This window comes from Burkholderia sp. MSMB1072, from assembly GCF_001524725.1.
Lineage (GTDB): Bacteria > Pseudomonadota > Gammaproteobacteria > Burkholderiales > Burkholderiaceae > Burkholderia.
On sequence record NZ_LOYC01000030.1, the window covers coordinates 347,439 to 369,934 of the forward strand.

General features: G+C 68.8%; 17 protein-coding genes. 8 read left to right on the forward strand and 9 right to left on the reverse strand.

Features of this window, described 5'->3' with window-relative positions:
- Positions 1-455: 455 nt before the first annotated feature.
- Entirely contained in the window at positions 456-1,700 is a 1,245-nt protein-coding gene (locus WS89_RS14985; RefSeq protein WP_059791688.1) for an NAD(P)/FAD-dependent oxidoreductase, read from the reverse strand.
- Between the two features lie 67 nt (positions 1,701-1,767).
- Positions 1,768-2,547, reverse strand: coding sequence for an ABC transporter substrate-binding protein (locus WS89_RS14990; RefSeq protein ID WP_059501107.1), 780 nt, complete (start codon positions 2,545-2,547; stop codon positions 1,768-1,770).
- 374 nt (positions 2,548-2,921) lie between these two features.
- On the opposite strand from WS89_RS14990, the gene WS89_RS14995 reads away from it, so the two are divergent.
- The 5 genes from WS89_RS14995 to WS89_RS15015 all read left to right on the forward strand — a co-directional run bounded on the left by WS89_RS14995 (position 2,922) and on the right by WS89_RS15015 (position 8,252).
- On the forward strand, positions 2,922-3,896 hold the full coding sequence (locus tag WS89_RS14995; RefSeq protein ID WP_059791690.1) for an ornithine cyclodeaminase family protein: 975 nt from the start codon (positions 2,922-2,924) through the stop codon (positions 3,894-3,896).
- Entirely contained in the window at positions 3,893-4,687 is a 795-nt protein-coding gene (locus tag WS89_RS15000) for a helix-turn-helix transcriptional regulator (RefSeq protein WP_059501105.1), read from the forward strand. The genes WS89_RS14995 and WS89_RS15000 overlap by 4 nt, the downstream gene beginning before the upstream one ends.
- A 185-nt stretch (positions 4,688-4,872) precedes the next feature.
- A complete protein-coding gene (locus WS89_RS15005; protein WP_059791692.1) occupies positions 4,873-5,604 on the forward strand; it encodes a DsbA family oxidoreductase in 732 nt (243 codons plus the stop codon).
- 120 nt (positions 5,605-5,724) lie between these two features.
- Complete coding sequence (locus WS89_RS15010) at positions 5,725-7,164, forward strand: DHA2 family efflux MFS transporter permease subunit (RefSeq protein ID WP_059791694.1); 1,440 nt, start codon at positions 5,725-5,727, stop codon at positions 7,162-7,164.
- 299 nt (positions 7,165-7,463) lie between these two features.
- Complete coding sequence (locus WS89_RS15015; RefSeq protein WP_043205476.1) at positions 7,464-8,252, forward strand: sulfite exporter TauE/SafE family protein; 789 nt, start codon at positions 7,464-7,466, stop codon at positions 8,250-8,252.
- Positions 8,253-8,407: 155 nt separating this feature from the next.
- Here the strand turns inward: WS89_RS15015 and WS89_RS15020 are convergent, their stop codons facing one another.
- The 3 genes from WS89_RS15020 to WS89_RS15030 form a co-directional block, all read right to left on the reverse strand.
- Positions 8,408-10,243: a S10 family peptidase gene (locus WS89_RS15020; RefSeq protein ID WP_059501102.1), complete on the reverse strand. Its 1,836-nt coding sequence runs from the start codon at positions 10,241-10,243 to the stop codon at positions 8,408-8,410.
- A 612-nt stretch (positions 10,244-10,855) separates the two neighbouring features.
- Positions 10,856-12,946, reverse strand: a complete 2,091-nt coding sequence (locus tag WS89_RS15025; RefSeq protein ID WP_059791696.1) for a D-(-)-3-hydroxybutyrate oligomer hydrolase — start codon at positions 12,944-12,946, stop codon at positions 10,856-10,858.
- Positions 12,947-13,084: 138 nt separating this feature from the next.
- On the reverse strand, positions 13,085-13,450 hold the full coding sequence (locus tag WS89_RS15030; RefSeq protein WP_059501100.1) for a BON domain-containing protein: 366 nt from the start codon (positions 13,448-13,450) through the stop codon (positions 13,085-13,087).
- A gap of 432 nt (positions 13,451-13,882) precedes the next feature.
- Between WS89_RS15030 and WS89_RS15040 the strand changes: the two genes are divergently transcribed.
- The 3 genes from WS89_RS15040 to WS89_RS15050 all read left to right on the forward strand — a co-directional run bounded on the left by WS89_RS15040 (position 13,883) and on the right by WS89_RS15050 (position 17,075).
- Entirely contained in the window at positions 13,883-15,325 is a 1,443-nt protein-coding gene (locus WS89_RS15040) for a TAXI family TRAP transporter solute-binding subunit (protein WP_059791700.1), read from the forward strand.
- 94 nt (positions 15,326-15,419) lie between these two features.
- A complete protein-coding gene (locus WS89_RS15045) occupies positions 15,420-16,058 on the forward strand; it encodes a 2-hydroxychromene-2-carboxylate isomerase (RefSeq protein WP_059791702.1) in 639 nt (212 codons plus the stop codon).
- Positions 16,059-16,127: 69 nt separating this feature from the next.
- Entirely contained in the window at positions 16,128-17,075 is a 948-nt protein-coding gene (locus WS89_RS15050; protein WP_034206550.1) for a LysR family transcriptional regulator, read from the forward strand.
- Between the two features lie 43 nt (positions 17,076-17,118).
- Here WS89_RS15050 and WS89_RS15055 read toward each other — a convergent pair whose 3' ends face one another.
- The 4 genes from WS89_RS15055 to xdhA all read right to left on the reverse strand — a co-directional run bounded on the left by WS89_RS15055 (position 17,119) and on the right by xdhA (position 22,264).
- Entirely contained in the window at positions 17,119-17,520 is a 402-nt protein-coding gene (locus WS89_RS15055) for a nuclear transport factor 2 family protein (protein ID WP_059791704.1), read from the reverse strand.
- 100 nt (positions 17,521-17,620) lie between these two features.
- Positions 17,621-18,238 carry a xanthine dehydrogenase accessory protein XdhC gene (gene xdhC, locus WS89_RS15060; RefSeq protein WP_059791705.1) on the reverse strand — a complete coding sequence of 206 codons (618 nt, stop codon included), beginning with the start codon at positions 18,236-18,238 and terminating at the stop codon, positions 17,621-17,623.
- 69 nt (positions 18,239-18,307) lie between these two features.
- Positions 18,308-20,671 carry a xanthine dehydrogenase molybdopterin binding subunit gene (xdhB, locus tag WS89_RS15065; protein ID WP_059501096.1) on the reverse strand — a complete coding sequence of 788 codons (2,364 nt, stop codon included), beginning with the start codon at positions 20,669-20,671 and terminating at the stop codon, positions 18,308-18,310.
- A gap of 18 nt (positions 20,672-20,689) precedes the next feature.
- Positions 20,690-22,264, reverse strand: a complete 1,575-nt coding sequence (gene xdhA / locus WS89_RS15070) for a xanthine dehydrogenase small subunit (protein ID WP_059791707.1) — start codon at positions 22,262-22,264, stop codon at positions 20,690-20,692.
- Positions 22,265-22,496: the final 232 nt, after the last annotated feature.

The following is a 22,496-nucleotide window of genomic DNA, read 5'->3' on the forward strand; positions in this document are numbered from 1 at the left end:
GCACGAAGCGTGCCAATTCCAAAAATCGGCCGTTTCGTCTGCCTACTTATCGGCAATAATGATTTTTAAATCGATTTCAGGTGAAATTGGTGGGTTGCAGAGACTCAATCGTCTGATGAAAAGGCCTCCGGAGCGCGGATGTAACGTAACGTTTGCGAGCCCTACGGTAACGTGTTCCGGTACATTCCGCGTAACGCCTGAACGCGCGGCCGCGATGGAGCCTATACCGTCGGAACTGGCTGCCCATTACGCATTTCAGCAATATGAAAATGCATTGATAAATCGCGAATTTGCTGATTTTCTTTTATCGCGCGATTTTCTTTCCTATCGATTACGCAGATCATTTCCGATTGCGTGGATTTCGACAATCCGGACGGCAAAATGAAAAACTGTGAACGACACGCGTTGCCACCGGCGCATGCCGGTGGCCGAATCCGCATCTGCGCACCGCGGGTTCAACCGAAGCGTGCGGGCCGGTACGGACGGGGATCGATATAGGTCGGCGCGCCCGTCATCATTTCGGCGAGCAGACGACCGGTCGCGGGCCCGAGCGTGAGCCCATGATGGCAGTGGCCGAACGCGAACCACAAATGGCGGTGGCGCGGCGCGGGCCCGATCACCGGACGCATGTCGGGCGTGCACGGCCGCATCCCGAGCCAGGGCTCCGGATCGAGCCGCTCGCCGATGCCGAACGCGTCGCGCGCCAGCGGTTCGGCGCGTGAGAGTTGCACGCCGGTCGGCGGCGCGTCGCGCGGCGCGATCTCGACGCCGGTCGTGAGCCGCAGGCGGCCGCCCTCCATCGGCGCGACGACGAAGCCCTCCTCGGTATCGCACACGGGCACGTTCAGCAGCGTGCGGGTCGGCAGGTAATGCATGTGATAGCCGCGCTTCGCGCGCAGCGGAATCCGGTAGCCGAGCGGCGCGAACACCCGATCCGACCACGGCCCGAGCGCGACCACGGCCGAGCGCGCCGAGATCGGCCCGTGCTCGGACCCGACCTGCCAGCCGTCATCCACCTGCGCGAGCGTCGTCGCGTCGCCGCGCACGAACGTGCCGCCGTCGCGCTCGAACAACCGCGCATAGGCCTTGGTCAGCCCGCCCGGGCTCGACACCGTCTTCGGGTCCTGCCAGTGAAAGGCGCCGCAGAAGGCGTCGCCGATACCGGGCTCGCGCGCGCGCAACGCACGCGCGTCGAGCACGGTCATCCGCAGCCCGTGCGCGTCGGCCACGCGCTGCTGGGCGCGCGCTTCCGCGTCGAACAGCGCGGGCGAACGAAACGCCTCGATCCATCCGCCGTCGTGCACGAGCGGCTGCGCGTCGGTGCGCGCGAGCAGCGCATCGTGCTCGACGACGCTCGCCGCGACGAGCGGCAGCAGGTCGCGCGCGGCGGCCGCGAGCCGCTGCGGCGACGATTCGCGCCAGAAGCGCGCGAGCCAGCCGGCGTACTCGGGCAGCGCCTTGTAGTCCCAATAGAGATCGACCGAACGGTTGCGCGCGTAGCGCAGCAGCGTGCCGAGCCGGCGCGGAAACGCATACGGCACGACCGACGAGCGCTCGATCAGCCCCGCATTGCCGTGGCTGGTTTCCTCGCCGGGCGCGCGCCGGTCGACGAGCGCGACGCGCAGGCCGCGATCCTGCAGATGCAACGCCGACGACACGCCAACGATGCCGGCCCCCAGAACGATGACGTCGAAATCCATGGTTCCCCGCACTGCGTCGAGATGGGAGGCGCCGTGCGCCAGCCCCGCGGCCGGCGCGCGGCGGCGCTTACTTCGCGATGATGTCGCGCTTGAAATACTTCCGCGACAGCGCGCTCAGCGTGCCGTCCTGCTTCAGCGCGTCGAGCGCGCCGACGATCTTCGCCTGCAGCGCCTTGTCGTTCTTGCGCATCCCGAAGCCGGTGCCTTCGCCGAGCGTCGCCGGATCCTTCAACGGCTCGCCGACGATCCGGTAGTCGCGACCGGCCGGCTTGTCGAGGAACCCGTCCTGCGCGGTTTGCGCTTCCTGCACGGCCGCATCGAGACGCCCCGCGACGAGATCGGCGTAGATCTGATCCTGATCCGGGTACGACACGACGGCCACGCCCGCATCGGCCCAGTGCGCCTTCAGGAAATCCTCCTGCGACGAGCCCTGCAGCACGCCGACGTGCTTGCCGCGCAGGCTCGCGACGTCGGGCTTCAGCGGCGAACCGTGCTTCGCCACCATCACGATCGGCACCACGTAGATCGCCGGTGTGAAGTCGATGCTTTGCTTGCGCTTCGCGGTGATGTTCATCGCCGAGTTGATCGCGTCGAACTTGCGCGCCTGCAGCGCCGGGATCAGCCCGTCGAACGCATTCTCGACCCACACGCATTTCATGTTCAGCTTCGCGCACACCGCGTTGCCGATGTCGACGTCGAAACCCTGCAACTGACCGGCCGGCGTCTTGCTCTCGAACGGCGGATAGGCAGCTTCGATCCCGAAGCGCAGCGTGGCCTGTTCCGCATGGGCCGTGACGGCCGCGCACGCGAGCGCCGCAGCGGCGCAGAGGGAAAGTTTCCGGTTCATGACGGTCCTTCTGTTCTGGATTGAGGCTGGAGATCGGTCGTGCGACGCCCTCGACCGGGCGCCAGCGCGGCATCCGAGGCACGCAGCCGCCTGGCGGCGTGTCGGATCCCACATGCGAAATATAGACTTAAAGTCTACTATAGACTATAGGGGATACGAGAATGTCGCGCCAATTTCTCGACGTCGAAATTTCGTAGCCTGCTTCCAACGCCTTTGATTCCATGGTGTTTTCCATGAATCCAGCAATGACGCAGCGTCTCGAAAAGAAAAATTCTCCCGATTTTGTTTGTCTATATTAGACTTTTCGTCTATCACGAACCCTGCCGGACGCCGTCTTTCGAGACTTTCTGTCCAGCCCGAACCGGAGATGTCCGATGACGCAAACCGTCCCCACCCCGCCGCTGATCGTCGACGAAGCCGCAGTGCGCGCGGCGCTGCCGTCGCTCGACGTGCTCGGCACGCTGCGCCGCATGTTCGCGTCGCTCGCCGCGGCGCGCGCAGTGCAGCCGCCGCAGACGCTCACGCTGTTTCCCGATCAGGCCGGCGACTTCATCACGTATCTCGGCGCGCTCGCCGATGCGCAGGTATTCGGCGCGAAGCTGTCGCCGTACATCGTGACGGGCGGCAAGCCCGACGGGAGACCGATCGTCACCGCATGGACCGCGCTGATGTCGATGCAGACCGGCCAGCCGCTGATGTGGTGCGACGCGGGGCTCTTGACCGTCGAGCGCACGGCCGGCACGACGGCGCTCGCGGTCGACTGCCTCGCGCCGCGCGACGCGCGTCATCTCGCGATCGTCGGCACGGGCGCGGTCGGCCTCGCTCACCTCAGGCACACGGCGCCGCTGCGCGATTGGGACACGATCCGCGCGTATTCGCCCGCGCTGGCCGGCGATGCGGCGCAGCAAGCGGCCCTCGCCGCGCTCGACCCGCGCGCACGCGCGGCGGCGAGCGTCGAGGCCTGCGTGCGCGACGCGGACGTGGTGATGCTGTGCACGTCGTCGGGCACGCCCGTGCTTGGCGACGGGATGCTCACCCGCCCCGCGCTCGTCACGTCGATCAGCACGAACGTCGCGCGCGCACACGAAATCCCGCCCGCGTGGCTGCCGGACATGGACGTCTACTGCGACTACCGGTACACGACGCCCGCGAGCGCCGGCGAGATGCAGATCGCGGCGGCCGAGCACGGCTGGGATGCCGGCCGGATCGTCGGCGACCTGCCCGCGCTCGTCGCCGGCACCTGCGCGGCGCCGTCGCGCACGCGTCATGCGTTGTTCCGCTCGATCGGCCTCGGGCTCGAGGACATCGCGATCGCACATGCGCTGTACACGCATCTGACGCGCGCATGAACGGCATGCGCACGCGGGGCCGATACAATGGCGCAACCGCCGCGGCGGCCGCGCGCGGGCGCACGGGCATGCCGGCCGACGGTGCGCCGGCTCGCCGGCCCGACACGCTGCCCGGCTCCCGCCCACCCGAGATCGCGACACCGATGCGCAAGAAGAAATCTCCCGTCAAAGACCTGCTGCTCACCCGCTATGCGCCGATCGCCGACGGCATCGCCGCACTGTTCTTCCCGTACGCGGAAGTCGTGATCCACGACCTGCACGACCAGACCGTGCTGTATCTCGCGAACAACCTGTCCAAGCGCGAGGTCGGCGACGATTCCGCGCTCGAGGAAATCGATCATTCGGCGCGCGAGCGCGTGATCGGCCCGTACGAGAAGCTGAACTGGGACGGCCGGCGGATGCGCTGCGTCAGCAACGTGCTGTTCGACGACGAAGGCCGGCCGGCCGGGATGATGTGCATCAACTTCAACATCGCGGTGTTCGACGAAGTGCGCGCGACGCTCGATCTGTTCATCAAGGGCGCGGGCGTCGTCGCGCAGCCCGACGAGTTGTTCCGCGACGACTGGCAGGAGCGCATCAACACGTTCCTGCACGGCTGGCTGCGCGAGCGGCAGGTCGGGCTGAACGGTCTCACGCGCGAGCACCGGCGCGAGCTCGTCGAGGCGCTGTACGCGGAAGGCGCGTTCCGCGGCAAGAGCGCGGCGAACTACGTCGCGAACGTGCTCGGGATGGGGCGCGCGACGGTCTACAAGCACCTCAAGCACCTGAAGGAAACGCAGGGCGACGCGTGAGCGCGACGCGGCGGGCACCATCGCGGTAGCCCGGCGTCGGTACCGGGCCGGCGGTTCCACGCCCCTGCTTCGCGACACGCGGGCGCGCGCCCTTTCGCACCGTGCCACACGGTTCCGCGAGCGACGAAGCGTCGAAACATAAAGTGATATAGTCTCGGTTACATTTTTTGCCGCCCGGACCGCCCATGACGACCGCTCCCGCCCCGACTGCCCGCCCGACCCTGACCGTCGAAATCTGGTCCGACCTGATCTGTCCGTGGTGCTGGATCGGCAAGCGCCGCTTCGACGAGGCGCTGGCCGCGTTCGCGCACGCCGACCGCGTCGACGTCGCGCTGCGCGCGTACCGGCTGATGCCCGGCCAACCCGTCGAGCCGGTCGAGGCGATGCTGGCCGGCAAATACCGGATGGCGCCCGCGCAGGTCGACCAGATGCTGCGCCAGGTGACCGATGCGGCCGCGAGCGTCGGGCTGCGCTACGACCTGCCCGGCACGCTCGTCGGCGACACGCTCGACGGCCACCGGCTCGTGAAGCTCGCGCAAGCGTCGGGCCGCGCGCACGCACTGACCGAGCGGCTCTACCGCGCCTATTTCTGCGAGCACGGCTCGCTGTTCGATCATGCCGTGCTGACCGAGCTTGCGGTCGAAGCCGGACTCGAGCGCTCGGCCGTCGAAGCCGTGCTCCGCAGCGACGCGTATCGCGACGAAGTCGAAGCCGACATCGCGCGCGCCGCACGAATCGGCGGGCGCGGCGTGCCGCTGTTCGTGTTCGGCGGCCGCTACGCGGTGTCAGGCGCGCAGCCGGCCGACGCGTTCGCGCGGGCGCTCGATCAGGCGTGGCGCGACGGCATCGTCGAACCCGCCGGCGACGACGCGGCCGCCTGCGGCCCCGACGGCTGCGAACTGCCGGCTCGATCGTAACGGCTCATCCCGCAGCACGCGCGCCACTACGCGACGCTCCTGCCACAAACCGGCAGGAAGCCCGCGCCGCCGGCATCTACAATGCATCCTTTCAAATAACTATCGGAAGGCTGCAGGCCCATGACCCACGGGATTCACGGCGAGAAGCGCTGGTACGCGCTGATCGTGCTCTGTCTCGGCGTGCTGATGATCGTGCTCGACAGCACGATCGTAAACGTTGCGCTGCCGTCGATCAGCACCGATCTCCACTTCACCGAAACGGCCCTCGTATGGGTCGTCAACGCATACCTGCTGACGTTCGGCGGCTGCCTGCTGCTCGGCGGCCGGCTCGGCGACCTGTACGGCCAGCGGCGCATGTTCCTCGCGGGCCTCGTCGTGTTCACGCTCGCGTCGCTCGCGTGCGGCCTCGCGCAATCGCAGGCGATGCTGATCGCCGCGCGCGCGGTGCAGGGGTTCGGCGGCGCGGTCGTGTCGGCCGTCTCGCTGTCGCTGATCATGAACCTCTTCACGGAACCCGGCGAACGCGCACGCGCGATGGGCGTCTACGGCTTCGTGTGTGCGGGCGGCGGCAGCATCGGCGTCCTGCTCGGCGGGCTGCTGACGAGCTCGCTGTCGTGGCACTGGATCTTCCTCGTCAACCTGCCGATCGGCGTCGCCGTCTACGCGATGTGCGTCGCGCTGCTGCCGCGCACGCGTGCGCCGGCGGGCACCGCACGGCTCGACGTCGCCGGCGCGATCACCGTGACCGCGTCGCTGATGCTGGCCGTCTACGGCATCGTCGGCGGCAACGAGGCCGGCTGGCTGTCGACGCAAACCGTCGCGCTGATCGGCGCGGCCGTCGTGCTGCTCGTGCTGTTCATCGCGATCGAGTCGCGCGCCGCGCATCCGTTGATGCCGCTCACGCTGTTCGCCGCACGCAACGTCGCGCTCGCGAACGCGATTGCCGTGCTGTGGGCAGCCGCGATGTTCGCGTGGTTCTTCCTGTCGGCGCTGTACATGCAGCGCGTGCTCGGCTACGGGCCGCTGCAGGTCGGCCTCGCGTTCCTGCCGGCGAACCTGATCATGGCCGCGTTCTCGCTCGGGCTGTCGGCGCGCATCGTGATGCGCTTCGGGATCCGCGGCCCGATCGCCGCCGGCCTGCTGATCGCGGCGTGCGGCCTCGCGCTGTTCTCGCGCGCGCCGGTCGACGGCGCTTTCGTGTGGCACGTGCTGCCCGGCATGACGCTGCTCGGCATCGGCGCGGGCGTCGCGTTCAATCCGGTGCTGCTCGCCGCGATGAACGACGTCGACCCGGCCGATTCCGGGCTCGCGTCGGGCATCGTCAACACCGCGTTCATGATGGGCGGCGCGCTCGGGCTCGCGGTCCTCGCGAGTCTCGCCGGCGCCCGCACCGACGCGCTCGCGACGGCGCAAGCCGCGCCGCTCGACGCGCTGAACGCCGGCTACCACGCGGCATTCGCGTTCGGCGCGGCGTTTGCGACCGTGGCCGCGCTGATCGGTTTCGCGCTGCGGATCCGGCCGCAACGCTCGGTCGAAGGCGCAGGACCCGCGATGCACTGACCGTCGGCAGCCGGACGGGAACCGACCTCGAGTCAGGGCGTGCAGCATCGCGCCCTTTTTTGTGCGCACCGGACGCGCGGCGTACACGCCCGGTTCGCCCTGCCTTTCAGGCCGACGACGCCTCTCAGCCCCTGCTCAAACGCCCGTTTCACGCCCGCCGGCCGTCGCCGCGCGCCCCCTCGCGGCCGATTTTTAACCCAGTCGTACGTTGACGCGTCACTTTTGCGACAATGGCGGACTTTGATGCGCGCGCCCCGGCCGCGCGCCGCCGCCGAACGCCGCATAACCGCCTGCTTCCGATGTCGCTTCCCCATATCGATCTGCTGTACTCCCTGTCCGGCCTGTTCGTCGGCATCCTCGTCGGCCTGACGGGCGTCGGCGGCGGTTCGTTGATGACGCCGATTCTCGTGCTGCTGTTCGGCGTCCACCCCGCGACGGCGGTCGGCACCGACCTGCTGTACGCGGCCGCGACCAAGGCCACCGGTACGCTCGTCCACGGCCTGAAAGGCTCGATCGACTGGCGCATCACGGGCCGGCTCGCGGCCGGCAGCGTGCCGGCCGCGGCGCTCACGCTGTGGTGGCTGCACACGCACGGGATGAACACGCCGGGCACCGCACGGATGATCCAGCTCGTGCTCGGCGTTGCGCTGCTGCTCACGTCGCTCGCGTTGATCTTCCGCCCGCAGCTCACGGCATTCGCCGCACGCAACCCGCTCGCGCCGAGCCCCGCGCGCACGCTGTGGTCGACCGTGCTGACGGGCGCCGTGCTCGGCGTGCTCGTGTCGATGACGTCGGTCGGCGCCGGCGCAATCGGCGTGACCGTGCTCCTGCTGCTGTATCCGCTGCTCGCGACGACCCGCATCGTCGGTTCCGACATCGCGCATGCGGTGCCGCTCACGCTGGTCGCGGGCATGGGCCACTGGCTGCTCGGCTCGGTCGACTGGTCGATGCTGCTGTCGCTGCTGCTCGGTTCGCTGCCCGGCATCGTGCTCGGCAGCCTGCTGTCGGCGCGCGCGCCCGAGCGGCTGCTGCGCAACCTGCTCGCCGCGACGCTGGTCGCGGTCGGCGTGCGGCTCGTGCTGGCGTAAGCGGCGAGGCCGCCCTTTCCTCCGCGGTTACACCCTTTTCCCGTCCGGCGCATGACGCGCCGGCCCAGCGCTCGCTGCACAAGAAAAACAGCCCGACCGGCCTGCGCCGATCGGGCTGTCGTCCATCCGGGGCGGCGCGCGCCGCCCCACGCCGCTTACTGCCCCTGCTGCTGCAGTTTCTGCTGCTTCATCTGCTGCGTGCGCGCCTGCAGCTTCAGCACGCGCTGCAGCGCGGTGCGATTCGCGAGGATGCCGTCGTAGAAGTTGGCGAGATCGCCCTTCAACGCGGTCCGCGATGCGTCGTTCAGGTAGATCATGTGACCCGACGGGTAGTTCTTGATCGTCAGGTTCTGCGCCTTGAGCGTCGGATCGAGCGGCATCTGCGCGAGCGTCAGCTCCGTCTGGTGGAACGGCGTGACGGCGTCGAAATAGCCGTTCGCCGACAGCACCTTCAGGTCCGGGTTCACGCTCATCGTCGACGCCAGGTCGCCGGCCGTGTACAGCGTATTGCCGCCGCCCTTGTTCGCGCCGGTCGGGTCCGTGTGGCTGAAGTCCCAGTTGTTGAAGACCTGGTCGTTCAGGTCCACGAACGACGACGTCGACGTGTACTTGAGGTCGGTGTTGATGTAGCTGTTCCACAGCACCGTGTATGCGCCGCCGACGTTCGTGATCGACGGATCGTTGCTGCCCGAGTTCGGCAGGATGTACGGCGCGATGCCCTTGCCCGTGAAGTTCGCGCGACCGTCGTACTGGCCGATCTGCGTGCCCGGCACGAGCGTCAGGAAGAACGTGTACGGCGGGTTGTCGTCCGACGACGGCACGTTGCCGAGCGCGGCCGGGTTGCCGAAGGTCTGGATCAGCGACGTCGGGTCCGTGCCGATGTACGCGCCCATCTGCTGCGCGGTCTGCAGGTTCAGGTTCAGCCGCACGTTCACGAAGCCGCCGTCCTGCGGGTTCGGCTTCTGCGCGAGCGGCGCGAGCGTGTTGTCCGCGTAGTTGCGGGCCTGAACCATGTACGCGTCGAGATCGGTCGGCGTCGGGTTGAGCGTCGTCTTCTTCCAGTAGAACGCGTCGGCCGCGAGCGTCGGGAACGTGCCCGGCGCGGACAGCGCGTTCGCGTAGTCGAGGATCGACGACTGCAGCGTGATCCCGTTCAGGTCGATGCCGTCCTCGTGCAGCACCCACGACACGACCGCGCTGCGCGCGGTGCCGTACGACTCGCCGTACAGGAACTTCGGCGAATTCCAGCGCGAGTACTTGGTCAGGTAGCGCTGGATGAAGCGGTCGATCGAGCGCGCGTCCTGGTCGGTGCCCCAGAAGTCCTTGTTCTTCGCCGGCGCGATCGCCGTCGAGTAACCGGTGCCGACCGGGTTGATGAACACGAGGTCGGTGCGGTCGAGCAGGCTGTCCGGGTTGTCGAGCAGCTTGTACGGCGCGGGCGGGGTGAAGTTCGGGAACGACGACTGCAGGCGCTTCGGCCCGTACGAGCCGAGCAGCAGGTAGACCGACGACGAACCGGGGCCGCCGTTGTAGAAGAACGTGACCGGGCGCGGCTTCGACGGGTCCGGATTGTCCTGCGTGTACGCGACGTAGAACATCTTCGCGTTCGGCGCCGACGTGATCGGATCGATCGTCGTCAGGTGGCCCGTGGTGGCCGTGTACTTGATCGTCTTGCCGCCGATCGTCACCTGGCGGTGCACGACTGCCGCGCCTTCGGTCGAATCCGTGACCGCGTCGTTCGGCCCGGTGCCGTACACGTCGGTGTCGACGTACGGCTGGTCGGCCGCGGCGGCGGCCGTTGCGTCGGTGCTGGCCGACGTGCTGCCGCTGGACGTCGCGGCCGCGGTGGCGGCCGCCGCACTCGGGCTCGGCCCGTCGTCGCCGCCGCACCCCGTGACGAGCAGCGCCGCGGCCGCTGCCGCGGCGAGCGGTACGCTCAGGGTCGTTCCAAATAGCGCGAAACCGTCTTTCAAGGACTTGCGTGTCGTCATTATTGCCTCTCGAACAGAACGATAAATACCGCCGGCCGCAAAGGATCATTTGCGCCGGCGCTCCGCACCGGGAATGCATTCGTTATGCGACGCACTCCGAGTTTTTTACCGGATCGGCGAATACCGATCGGCACGATTTACCCCACCCACGTTTTTTGCAACCGCACAATGGAATCAATTCCATTGCGAACGGCAATTCAACGGTTTGCAGCAATACGAATGCATTTCGCGAATTCGCATGCGCACGAAATCGACGTCCAAAGGACGCCCTGCGAAGCCCGCCCGGCAACGCGCCTTCACTTCGAACAGACGAACGATCCCGGTCGGCGCGATACCGATTAATCGCGAAACGGCGATCAATCGCGACGCGAGCCGACTGAATAAAATCGAAAGGATCGATTAACTAAAAGGAAAGGAATATTCTCGTATCTGGAATTTATTAAATTAAGTGAAAATACCGGCGCATAATAGGTTCCGGATTTATGGCCGTAAAGTAATAATTTGTTACGGCGCTCGCCATTCGGATAAAAGGCAGTACGGGACCGATTCCAGGCGACGTAAAAAAAGCCGGACGGCTGTCCGGCTTCTTCGGAGGCGGCGCGACGGCCGCCGTCAGAGCGGCACGTCGATCGTGCCGACGCCGGCGGAGATCGCGTTCGCGCCCGGCGCGGCCGAGATCGGCGGCAGGTTCGCGCTCGTCAGCGCGGGTGCGGCGCCCGGCGTGCCGCCGCGCGGCACCGTGCGGATCACCTGCGACGGCGGCAGCGGCGCGCCGTTCTTCAGGTGCTTCCACATCAGGTTCAGCGCCTGCACGTTGTAGTAGTGAACCGGCACGAAGCGCGTGTCGAAGCCCGGAACCGACAGGAATGCGTCGAAGTGCTGGCCGTTCGTCACTTCGTAGAACACCAGCTGGCTGCGCCCGGCTTCGCTGATGCCGTTCTGCGCGACGTACGCGCGCGACGCGTGGTTCACGGGAACGAGCGCGTCGCTGCGGCCCTGCACGATGATCGCCGGCTTGCCGTGCAGGTTCGCGTTCACGCGCACCGCGTCGACGTTCGCGGGCATGCCGAGCATCCCGTTCGTCCACAGCTGGCGCAGGCACAGCGCGCCCGCGAAGCTCGCGTCGGGCGTCGCGAGCCGGTGGTCGACGCCCGCGCCGTTGTTGAACACGAGATTGATGCCGGCCGTCGGCGGTACGCCGTTGCCGGCGCCGAACACGGCCGGCATCGGCGACGCGGCGGGCGCCGCGACCGCGCCGGTCGCCGGGTTCGTCGTCGCGAAGCTGAAGTTGCACAGGTTGTCGGTCACGCGCGAGCGCGTGTACGCGTTCGCATAGGTGACCGCGATCGCGGGAATCGCCTGCGAATCCCACATCGACGCCTGCAGCAGGTCGGAATCTGCCAGATAGCCGGCCGCATGGAGCTGCGCGAGCGCGTCGGCCGCCTGGCTCTGCGTGTCGGCGCCCGCCACCAGCCCGGCCGCGGCGAGCGTCGCGCAGCGCTGCGCGCGGATCGACTGCGTGGTCGCGGCCGGCAGCGCGCTCAGGTACGGCGCGCCGGCCAGCGACGCCGATGCGGCCGCGCACGGTTCCAGCAGGTTCGCGAGCGTCGCGTAATCGGCCAGCGGCCGGCCGAACGACGGCACCGGCTGGCCGCCCGCGCGAACGACCGCATTCGGCGCCATCCGCACGTTGATCTGCGGCTCGCCGACCACGACCGCGGTAATCCAGCCGCGGTCGTCCTGCTCGGCCGCCGCGAGCGAGGCGCCGCCGCCGTTGCTGACCGACGCGGCGATCGTCGTGATGTCGCCCGCGCGATAGCGCACGCCGTGACGCGCGCCGTCGATCAGCGGTCCGAACTGCTCGTTGAGCGCCCAGTACGCGAACTCGACCGACTGCAGCGTCACGCGCCCCCAGTCCTGCTCGGGATTCTGCTGCGAATGCGCGTGCTTGAACGCATAGCGGTTCGGGAAGCGGCTGTTGAACGCGGCGAGATCGCCGCTCGTCACGTTCGCGGTGAACAGGCTCGCGGTGCCGGCCAGCACCGCGTTGGCGAGCGTGCCGTCGATCAGCGTGACGGTGTCGGAACCGAGCTCGTGCGCGCCGTTGCCGCCGCCCTTGTCGTTGTAGGCCACCGCGCAGCCGCGCTTGAGCGCCCACTCGCCGGCCGCGGAAATCGCGCCGTACACGCCGCGCGAGCCGGACGACGTCGCGGTGACGATGCACGGCCGCGCGGGATCGAAGCTCGCGGGCACCTGCACGAGCAGCGTCACGTTCTTCGCGCCGCTGCCGTCGTCGGCATACGCGAGATATTCGGTGCCGGGGATCTTGCCTTCGCCGAGCGTATCGTTGCCGTCGAGGTCGACGTTCGGCCCCCAGAAGCGGCCGTAGCCGCCGTTCGCGCTCATGTCGACGAGCGCGCGGTAGTTCGACCAGATGGCAAGGCGACGCAATTCGGCGCTCGTCGGCCGCGACGGGTTCGCGAAGCCGGGCGCACTCGCCGCGGCGAGGCCCGTCTTGCCGAGGCCGGCCGTCAGCAGGTCGTCGCTCGCGCCGTCGTAGGCCGTCGTGCGCACGCTGCCGGACACGAAGCCGGGCAACCGGTTGCGCTCGGCCGACTCGTCGCCGTTGCAGGCGCCGAGCATCGCGACCGCGGCCAGCGCCGCCCCCCACACCACCCGCCTGCCCCACCCGAGCTTCGTCATCGCCGCCCCCTCGATATCGTTATCGGTCCGCCGCCGCGCCGCGCACGGCGTTCGGTGTCTGAAGCGCAAACGGGCCCCGGCATGCCGGGGCCCGCCTGGAAACGGGCGCACGCGGCGCTCGCGCGCCGCCGCCCGGCATTACTGCTGCTGAACCGTCAGCTTGTTCGTGACCGACGTCACGCCCTTCACGCTCTTGGCTGCCGCTTCCGCCTTGTCGATCTGTGCCTGGTCGGGCACCGTGCCCTCCAGCGAGATCGCGCCGCCCTTCGAACGCACGACGAGGTTCGCCACGTCGATGCCGCCTGCCTTCGTAATGGCCTTGCGCACCGCGTAGCCGAGCTTGCGGTTCGCCTTCTTCGCGGTTTTCGCGGCGGCCTTCGGCGCGCTCGCCGCGGCCGACGGCGCTTCCGTTGCCGCTGCATCGCTCGACTGCGCATACACGCTGCCCGACAGACAGGCCGCCACGGCGGCGACACCCAACGCTCTCAACACGATCGACTTCATGCTATCTCCTTATCACTCCGGAACGGCCGTGCACAGTACGGCCGGATACCCCCAAAAACAGCCGGCCCGCGCGCGAACGGGCGGGACAGCCGGTGTTTTCCACGGCGATACGAGAGAGGCGTCACGGGCCGGCGGCCGGCGCACGCGAAAGCGGGCCGGCCGGGCCGGACAGCCGCCGGCCGGACGCGCCCGGTCTGATGACGTGCCGGGTCGCGCGCGATTCGGGCGCGGCTGCGTCGCACAATGTAATCCAGCGCCCGCGGAAGCGCAAAGCTTTTGACGCGACGGCGCGCGCCGCTGTCGCCGCGCCGCCGTGCAATCCCGCCGCGACTCGCGCATGCACGGCGAAACCGGGTACCATCGCCGCGAGCATCCGTGTCATCCGGTGACGACCGTCACCGATGCGTCACGCCAGCGTCATCCGCCGATCCCATGAAGCCAGCCCGCCCTCGCCCGCCGCGCCGTATCCTCGCCCGCTTCGTCGCCGTCTCGTGGCGCGACCTCGCGCTGTCGATCGGCCCGACCGTGCTGCTCGCCGGCGCGGCCGTCTGGCTCGCGGTCAAGCTGATCCAGCCGGCGCCGCCGTCCACGCTCGTGATTTCGTCCGGGCCGCCCGGCAGCACCTACTGGAACGCCGCCCAGAAATACAAGACGATCCTCGCGAAAAACGGCGTCACGCTCGACGTTCAATCGTCCGAAGGTTCCGCGCAGAACCTCGCGCGGCTGTCGAACCCGAACGCGCCGGTCGACGTCGGCTTCGTGCAGAGCGGCATCGGCCCGAAGGAGCGCGACGAGCATCTCGTGTCGCTCGGCAGCATCGGCTACGTGCCGCTCGCGATCATGTACCGCGGCCCGGTCGTCGGGCGCCTGTCCGACTTCAAGGGCAAGCGGCTCGCGCTCGGCGCGCAAGGCAGCGGCGCGCGCGAACTGAGCCTCGCGCTGCTGAAGATGAACGGCATCGTGCCGGGCGGCCCGACCGAGCTCCTGCCGACCGCCGGCGAGGACGCCGCGACCGCGCTGCTCGACGGCAAGATCGACGCCGCGTTCCTGTCGGGCGACTCGACGCAGATCCCGGTGATGGCGAAGCTGTTCCGCGCGCCGGGCGTGCACGTCTACTCGTTCACGCAGGCCGACGCGTATGCGCGGCGCTTTCCGTACCTGACCGCGATCACGCTGCCGATGGGCGTCTACGATCTCGGCCGCAACCTGCCGCCCGCCGACATCCACACGGTCGCGCCGACGATCGAACTCGTCGCGCGCGACTCGCTGCACCCCGCGCTGTCCGACCTGCTGATCGAGGCGGCGCGCGAAGTGCACGGCCACGCGACGATCCTGCAGCACGCAGGCGAATTCCCGTCGTCCGTCACGCGCGGCTTCCCGCTGTCCGACGATGCCGCCCGCTACTACAAGTCGGGCAAGACCTTCCTGTACCGACGGCTGCCGTTCTGGGTCGCGAGCCTCGTCGACCGGCTGCTGGTGGTGGTCGTGCCGCTGATCGTCGTGCTGATTCCCGGGTTGCGGCTCGTGCCGTCGCTGTACGGCTGGCGCGTGCGCTCGCGCATCTACCGCTGGTACGGCGCGCTGATCGCGCTCGAGCGCAGCGCGCTCGGCGAACATACGGCCGAGGAGCGCGTCAAGCTGCTCGACGAGCTCGACGACATCGAGGAAGCGGTGAACCGGATGAAGATGCCGCTCGCGTACGCGGGGCAGTTCTACGTGCTGCGCGAGCACATCGGCTTCGTGCGCGAACGGCTCACCGCGCACGACCAGGACGCGCCGGCGGCCCCGCCCGGCGCCGGCAATCCGCCGGCACGCACGGTAACCGACCCGCCGCCGGCCGGCGACGCCCCCCGGGCGACTCCCGGTTCCGCGTAAGCGAACGATCCGCGATCATTGCTGCATGCGCGCGCCGCCGCGTAACATGGAGGCCGCCGCCAGGCGCCGCACGCCCCACCTTCTGGAGAACGACATGACAACCGGCCTCGACACCGCCCAACCCGCCTGGTTCTTCGACTTCGTGTCGCCGTTCTCGTATCTGCTGCTCGAACAGCACGACAAATGGCCGGACGTGCCGTTCAACCCGGTCGCCGTCTCGCTGCCCGACCTGCAGCGCCACTGGGGCCAACGCCCGAGCGCCGACGTGCCGGCCAAACGCGTGTTCACGTACCGGCATGCGCTGTTTCGCGCGGAACAACTCGGCATCCGCTTCAAGATGCCGCCCGCGCATCCGTTCGATTCCGACAAGGTCCTGCGCCTCGCGATCGCGCTGCGCGCCGATATCGTGACGGTGCTGGAAATGTTTCGCTTCATCTGGCGCGAAGGGAACGATCCGTCGACACCGGAAGGCTTCGCGGCGCTGTGCGAACGCGTCGGCGTCGGCCACGGCGACGAGCTGATCGAATTCGAGGAAACCGCTGCACAACTGACCCGCAACACGACCGACGCGATCTCGCTCGGCGTGTTCGGCGTGCCCACCTTCTGGATGAACAAGCAGCTGTTCTGGGGCGAGGACGCGCTGCCGATGGTGCTGTACTGCGCGCGCACGCCGAACTGGCTCGAATCGCGCGAGGTCAAGCGGATCAGCACGCTGCCGAAGGGCCGCGCGTGATGGCCGGTATCACGCACGGCAACGCGCGGCTGCGGTAAGGTTACGCGTCACCGGAATCACCCCCAATCGATGGAAGACGACGACCGTACCGCCTCGCTCGACATCTGGCTCGTGCGCGTGTTGCGCACGCTGCTGCTCGAGCGCAGCGTCACGCAGGCCGCGCTGCGGCTGAACCAGACCCAGCCCGCGATCAGCACCGCGCTGCGCAAGCTGCGCGAGACGCTGAACGACCCGATCCTCGTGCGCGGCAAGTCCGGCATGGTGCCGACCGAATACGGCGCGTCGCTGCTCGACGCCGCATCGCGCGCGCTGCGCGAGGTCGATTTCATCGCGACGCCGCACGGCGACTTCGATCCGTCGTCCGCGCGGCGCACGTTCCGCGTCGCCGCGCCCGACTACCTGAACGATTTCTTCATGCCGACGCTGATCGAGCGCTTTCGCGACGCGGCGCCGCATGCCCATCTGGAGATCGATTCGCTGAATCCCGCGCTCGACCACGCGGGTGCGCTCGAATCGGGCGCGCTCGATCTCGTGATCGGCAACTGGCCGAAGCCCGACCCGCAATTCGCGCGCCAGGACCTGTTCTCCGACACGATCGTGTGCCTGATGCGCGACGCGCATCCGCTCGCCCGCGTGCCGCTCACGCGCGACGCTTATGCGTCGGCCGCGCACGTCGCGCCCACCCCGTACACCGGCGACAAGCGCAACGCGATCGAGATCGGCCTCGCGCGCGCACGCCTCACGCGACGCATCGTGACGACGCTGCCGTACTTCGGGATCGTGCCGCAGGTGCTGCTGCAGTCGGACCTGATCTTCACGACGACGCGCCGCTTCGCGACGCACTATGCGCAACTGCTGCCGCTCGTCGTCGTCGCGCCGCCCGTGCCGTTCCCGCGTATCAAGAGCTACCTGCTCACGCATCCGCAGCCCGATCGGCCGACCGACATCGCGTGGCTGTGCGCGCTGATGCAGAGCGTATCCGACGAGCTGACGGTCGCCCGCACGCGCAAGCGCTGACGCGCGGCCGGCGCGCCGCGCGACCGTTCGACAGCGCGGCCGCTCAGGCCGTGCAGAAGGTTTCCTGCAGATGGGTCCAGCGCACGACGCCCGCCGCGTCGCGCGCGAACACGGCGGTCGCACGGCGCGCAGGCAACTCGCCCGCCGCCGCATGCTGCGCTTCGAGATAGGCGATCACCGCATGCGATGCGTCGGCCGCGAGCACGCGGATCTCCGACAGCGTGATGCGCAGCCCCGGCTTCGCGCCGGCCAGCTTCGCGAACAGCGCGCGCGTGCCGTCACGGTCGACCACGCGGCCGTCGGTCAGGGTCATCGTGAAATCGGCGGCAAACGCCGCGAGCAGCGCATCGAGCGCCGCCGGCGCGGTATCGACGCCGGACAGCCAGCGCTCGATGACGACGAGGCTCGCATCGAGCGCGTCGAGATAGACGGAGTGATCGGACATGGGTGTGCACGGTGAGGTGAAGCACGGCCCGCTGCCGCGCGTCGTCGTGCAGTGTATGCAAAAACGCGCGGCCGTGCGCCGGCCGCGCGACATCGGCGTTTTACCGCGCGCAGGACACGTCTTCGCGTGCGCGCCCGGCCACCGCCGCCTTCGCATCGGCCACCCGCATGCCCGAGCGTGCCTGCAGCAGCTCCGCGCAGACGGCCACCGCGATCGCGCCCGGCGCCTTGTCGACGATGCCGGCGACACCGATCGGACACACCATCTCGACGAGCCGCGCCGGGTCGACGCCGCGCGCAACGAGCCGGCGCTCGAACTTCACGCGCTTGGTGCGCGAGCCGATCATCCCGAAGTACGCGTAGTCGCGCCGCCGCATGATCTGCGCGGCGAGCGAGAAGTCGAGCGCGTGGTTGTGCGTCATCACGAGGAAGTACGCACCGGGCGGCGCCGCGTCGACGACGGCCTCCGGCGTGTCGGTCGGCTCCGGCTGCACGTTCGGCGGACATTCGTCCGGGAACAGCTCGTCGCGCGTGTCGACCCACTGCACGACGCACGGCAGCGCGCCGAGCAGCGTGACGAGCGCGTGGCCGACGTGCCCGGCGCCGAACAGCACGATGTGCATCGGCGCCGGCGCGCCGGTCGCGCGGTTGCGCTGGCCGGTGCCTTGCGCGAACGCCGGGGTCGACGCGGCGCGCGACGGCTGGGCCGGCCCGTTCATTCCAGCCTCCGCCGGGCCGTGCCGCCGTGAGCGGGCAACGTACGAAGCACGCGCAAAGAGCGTTTCATGTCAGCCTGCCTGGCCCGCGCGGGCCGCACGCACCGCGCCGATCGCGCGCAGGATCGACTCGCCGGTGGCCGGCGCGTCGAGCGGCGGATTCACCTGGTAATCGCCGACTGCCGCGATCGCGTCACGCACCGCGAAGAACACCGAGAACGGCAGCAGCAGCGGCGGCTCGCCGACGGCCTTCGAGCGGTGGATGCTGTCCTCGACGTTGCGGTTCTGGAACAGCCGCACGTTGAACTCGGGCGGCGTGTCGTTCACCGTCGGGATCTTGTACGTGGACGGCGCATGCGTCATCAGCTTGCCGCCCTGGTTCCACCACAGCTCCTCGGTCGTCAGCCAGCCCATCCCCTGGATGAACGCGCCTTCGACCTGGCCGATGTCGAGCGCCGGGTTCAGCGACGCGCCCACGTCGTGCAGCGCATCGACGCGCAGCGTGCGCATCTCGCCCGTCAGCGTGTCGATCACGACTTCCGACACGGCCGCGCCGTACGAGTAGTAGTAGAACGGGCGGCCCTGCAGTTTCGACTGATCCCAGTGCAGCTTCGGCGTCGCGTAGAAGCCGTCGGACCACAGCTGCACGCGCGCGAGGTAGGCCTTCGCGATCACTTCGCCGAACGGCACGCTCGCGCCGCCGATCCACACGAAGTCGTTGCCGAACTTCACGTCGGCCGCATCGACCGTGCCGTCGCCGAACTGCTTCGCCGCGAACGCCGCGAGCCGCTCGCGCAACTGACGCGCAGCGTCCTGCGCGGCCTTGCCGTTCAGGTCCGAGCCCGTCGACGCGGCGGTCGCGGACGTGTTCGCGACCTTGCTCGTATCGGTCGCCGTCACGCGGATCCGGCCGAAGCGGATGCCGAGCTCGTGCGCGACCACCTGCGCGACCTTCGTGTTGAGCCCCTGTCCCATTTCCGTGCCGCCGTGGTTCACGAGCACCGAGCCGTCGGTGTAGATGTGCACCAGCGCGCCGGCCTGGTTGAAATGCGTGACGTTGAACGCGATGCCGAATTTCACCGGCGTGAGCGCGATGCCCTTCTTCAGCACCGGGTTGCGCGCGTTGAACGCGCGCACGCCCGCGCGCCGCGCACGGTAGTCGCTCGTCGTCTCGAGTTCGCCGAGCAGCTCGTGCAGGACGTTGTCCTCGACCGTCTGCCCGTACGGCGTCACGTTGCGTTCGGTCTTGCCGTACAGGTTCGCGTAGCGCACGTCGAGCGGATCGCGGCCGAGCGAGCGCGCGATGTCGTCGAGGATGTATTCGATCGCGAACGCGCCCTGCGGGCCGCCGAAGCCGCGGAACGCGGTGTTCGACTGCGTGTTGGTCTTGCCGCAGTAGCCGGCGATGTCGACGTCGCCAAGCCAGTACGCGTTGTCGAAGTGGCACACCGCGCGCGTCATCACCGGGCCCGACAGGTCGGCCGAGAAGCCGCAGCGCGACGTCATGTCGAGCGCGACGCCGTCGATGCGGCCGTCGTCGTCGTAGCCGACGTCGAAGCGGTAATGGAAGTCGTGCCGCTTGCCGGTGATCATCATGTCGTCGTCGCGGTCCGGACGCAGCTTCACCGGGCACAGCAGCTTCCACGCGGCAAGCGCCGCGCAGCACGCGAACAGGCCCGACTGCGATTCCTTGCCGCCGAACCCGCCGCCCATCCGGCGGCATTCGACCAGCACGTTGTGCGACGCGACGCCGAGCACGTGCGCGACGAGGTGCTGCATCTCGCTCGGGTGCTGCGTCGAGCAGTACACGTGCATCCCGTCGTCGTCCTTCGGCACCGCGTACGCGATCTGCCCTTCCAGGTAGAACTGCTCCTGCCCGCCGAGCAGCATCTCGCCCGACTCGCGGTGCGGCGCGGCGGCGAGCCGCGCGGCCGCGTCGCCGCGCGCGAGCTTCAGCGGCGGGATCACGTAGGTTTCGGCCTTGCGCGCTTCCTGCGCGGTCAGGATCGCGGGCAGCTCCTCGTAGTCGACCTGCGCGCGGCGCGCGGCGAGCCGCGCGGTCTCGTGCGACGTCGCGACGACGATGAACATCGGCTGGCCGACGAACTGCACGACGCCCTTCGCGAGCACCGGATCGTCGTGGACGATCGGCCCGCAATCGTTGACGCCCGGGATGTCGTCGGCCGTGAACACGGCGACCACGCCCGGCGTCGCGCGCACCGCGTCGAAGTTCATCGACACGATCCTCGCGTGCGGCTTCGCCGACAACCCGAGCGCCGCGTGCAGCGTGCCCGCGACGAGCGGGATGTCGTCGGTGTAGGTGGCGCGCCCGCTCACGTGCAGGTGGGCGGACTCGTGCGCGCGCGACACGTGCACTTGCGCGGCGTCGGCCTGCGGGTCGACGGTGCTGAGGAACGGTTCTGCTTGCTGGTTCATGTTCGGTGTTCTCCGTCTTCAGACGCGCGCCGCGTCGTTGGCAACTTCGGCGGCTACTTCGCGCACGTTCAGCGCCTGCGGCGGCAGCGGGTCGTGCGGACGCGTCTCCAGCCAGAACCGGAACATCAGGTTCTTCGCGGTATCGAGGCGATACGTGCTCGTCGCGCGCATGTCGGACAGCGGCTGGTAGTCGCGCTCGAGCGCCTGCATCGCGGCCTGCGCGGTGGCTTCGTGCCACTGTGCGCCGTCGAGCACGGCTTCCGTATGCGTGGCGCGCTTCGGCGTCGCCGCCATCCCGCCGAACGCGACGCGCGGCTCGCGGATCGTGTCGCCGTCCGCGATGAACGCGAACGCCGCGCACACGGCCGAGATGTCGGAGTCGAACCGCTTCGACAGCTTGTAGGTGCGGAACTGCAGCTTCGCGCGCGCGCCGATGCGAGTCGGCACCTTCAGGCCGACGACGAATTCATGCGGCGCCATGTCCTTTTGCTGATAGCCCGTGTAGAGCGCTTCGAGCGGCAGCTCGCGCACCGTGTCGCGGCCGCGCAGTACGACCCGCGCGCCGAGCGCGATCAGGCCCGGCATCGAATCGCCGATCGGCGAGCCGTTCGCGACGTTGCCACCGATCGTGCCCGCGTTGCGGATCGGCAGCGACGCGAAGCGCTTCCACATCTCGGTCAGCTCCGGGTAGGTGCGGGCGAGTGCCGCATAGGCCTTCTCGACCGTCACGCCCGCGCCGATCTCGATCCAGTCGTCGCCGTCCACGACCTGCTGCAGTTCGGCGATCTGGCCGACGTAGATCAGATCGTCGAGGCGGCGCATCTGCTTGGTGACCCACAGGCCGATGTCGGTGCTGCCCGCGAGGATGCGCGCGTCGGGACGCTCGGCCTTCAGCGCGGTCAGCGCGTCGAGCGTGCGCGGCGCGGCAAAGCGCGCGCCGTTGGCCGCCGTGTAGTCGAACGTGTCGTCGCGCTTGAGCGATGCGAGCGTGCGGGCAAGCGCCGCCGTGTCGACCACCGCCGACGGCGCCGGCGAGGCTTCGCCGGCCGCGCCTTCGCCGGTCGCATCGAACATCCGCACCGCCGCATCGACGATCGGGCGATAACCGGTGCAGCGGCACAGGTTGCCCGTCAGCGCATCGGCGATCTCGCTGCGCGTCGGCACGTCCTTCGCCTTCGCGCACGCATTGCCGCAGCCTTCGTGGCCGTGCTTCTCGTACAGCGCCCACATCGACATCACGAAGCCGGGCGTGCAGAACCCGCATTGCGAACCGTGGCAATCGACCATCGCCTGCTGCACCGGATGCAATGCGCCGTCCGGCCGGCGCAGGTCCTCGACCGTCAGGAGCGCCTTGCCGTCGAGCGTCGGCAAGAACTGGATGCACGCGTTGACGGCCTTGAACTCGACCGCGCCGGCGTCGGTCAGTTCGCCGACGACGACCGTGCACGCGCCGCAGTCGCCTTCCGCGCAGCCTTCCTTGGTGCCGGTGCAATGCGCGTCCTCGCGCAGGTATTGCAGCACGGTGCGGGTCACGTCCGCGCCGCTGACTTCGCGGATCGCGTGACGATGGTAGAAGCGAATCGGCTCACTCATGTCTCGGTGTTTCTTCAAATTGGGGGCAAGGCGGCCTGCGCGGAGCGCTCGACCGACGTTTTTCCGACAGTTTGAACGCTATCACCGTCAAATTCCGCAACCCATAGTCCATCGCGCATGCGGCTCATATAACTGCCGCGATATGCGCGCCCGGCCGCCCGCGCCCTTTGCCGCACCGTGCGCTCTGCCGTTCCCGGCGCCCGCGACCGCCGGTCGTCTTCGCGAACGGCGG

What these genes read in the sequence shown, in the direction of transcription:
- WS89_RS15000 (WP_059501105.1), top strand. Translation starts at nt 3,893, where the DNA reads ATGAACGGCATGCGCACGCGGGGCCGATACAATGGCGCAACCGCCGCG.
- xdhB (WP_059501096.1), bottom strand. Translation starts at nt 20,671, where the DNA reads ATGAACCAGCAAGCAGAACCGTTCCTCAGCACCGTCGACCCGCAGGCC.
- WS89_RS15050 (WP_034206550.1), top strand. Translation starts at nt 16,128, where the DNA reads ATGGAAGACGACGACCGTACCGCCTCGCTCGACATCTGGCTCGTGCGC.
- xdhC (WP_059791705.1), bottom strand. Translation starts at nt 18,238, where the DNA reads ATGAACGGGCCGGCCCAGCCGTCGCGCGCCGCGTCGACCCCGGCGTTC.
- WS89_RS15010 (WP_059791694.1), top strand. Translation starts at nt 5,725, where the DNA reads ATGACCCACGGGATTCACGGCGAGAAGCGCTGGTACGCGCTGATCGTG.
- WS89_RS15045 (WP_059791702.1), top strand. Translation starts at nt 15,420, where the DNA reads ATGACAACCGGCCTCGACACCGCCCAACCCGCCTGGTTCTTCGACTTC.
- WS89_RS15055 (WP_059791704.1), bottom strand. Translation starts at nt 17,520, where the DNA reads ATGTCCGATCACTCCGTCTATCTCGACGCGCTCGATGCGAGCCTCGTC.
- WS89_RS15005 (WP_059791692.1), top strand. Translation starts at nt 4,873, where the DNA reads ATGACGACCGCTCCCGCCCCGACTGCCCGCCCGACCCTGACCGTCGAA.
- WS89_RS15040 (WP_059791700.1), top strand. Translation starts at nt 13,883, where the DNA reads ATGAAGCCAGCCCGCCCTCGCCCGCCGCGCCGTATCCTCGCCCGCTTC.
- WS89_RS15020 (WP_059501102.1), bottom strand. Translation starts at nt 10,243, where the DNA reads ATGACGACACGCAAGTCCTTGAAAGACGGTTTCGCGCTATTTGGAACG.
- WS89_RS15030 (WP_059501100.1), bottom strand. Translation starts at nt 13,450, where the DNA reads ATGAAGTCGATCGTGTTGAGAGCGTTGGGTGTCGCCGCCGTGGCGGCC.
- WS89_RS15015 (WP_043205476.1), top strand. Translation starts at nt 7,464, where the DNA reads ATGTCGCTTCCCCATATCGATCTGCTGTACTCCCTGTCCGGCCTGTTC.
- WS89_RS14990 (WP_059501107.1), bottom strand. Translation starts at nt 2,547, where the DNA reads ATGAACCGGAAACTTTCCCTCTGCGCCGCTGCGGCGCTCGCGTGCGCG.
- WS89_RS14995 (WP_059791690.1), top strand. Translation starts at nt 2,922, where the DNA reads ATGACGCAAACCGTCCCCACCCCGCCGCTGATCGTCGACGAAGCCGCA.
- xdhA (WP_059791707.1), bottom strand. Translation starts at nt 22,264, where the DNA reads ATGAGTGAGCCGATTCGCTTCTACCATCGTCACGCGATCCGCGAAGTC.
- WS89_RS14985 (WP_059791688.1), bottom strand. Translation starts at nt 1,700, where the DNA reads ATGGATTTCGACGTCATCGTTCTGGGGGCCGGCATCGTTGGCGTGTCG.
- WS89_RS15025 (WP_059791696.1), bottom strand. Translation starts at nt 12,946, where the DNA reads ATGACGAAGCTCGGGTGGGGCAGGCGGGTGGTGTGGGGGGCGGCGCTG.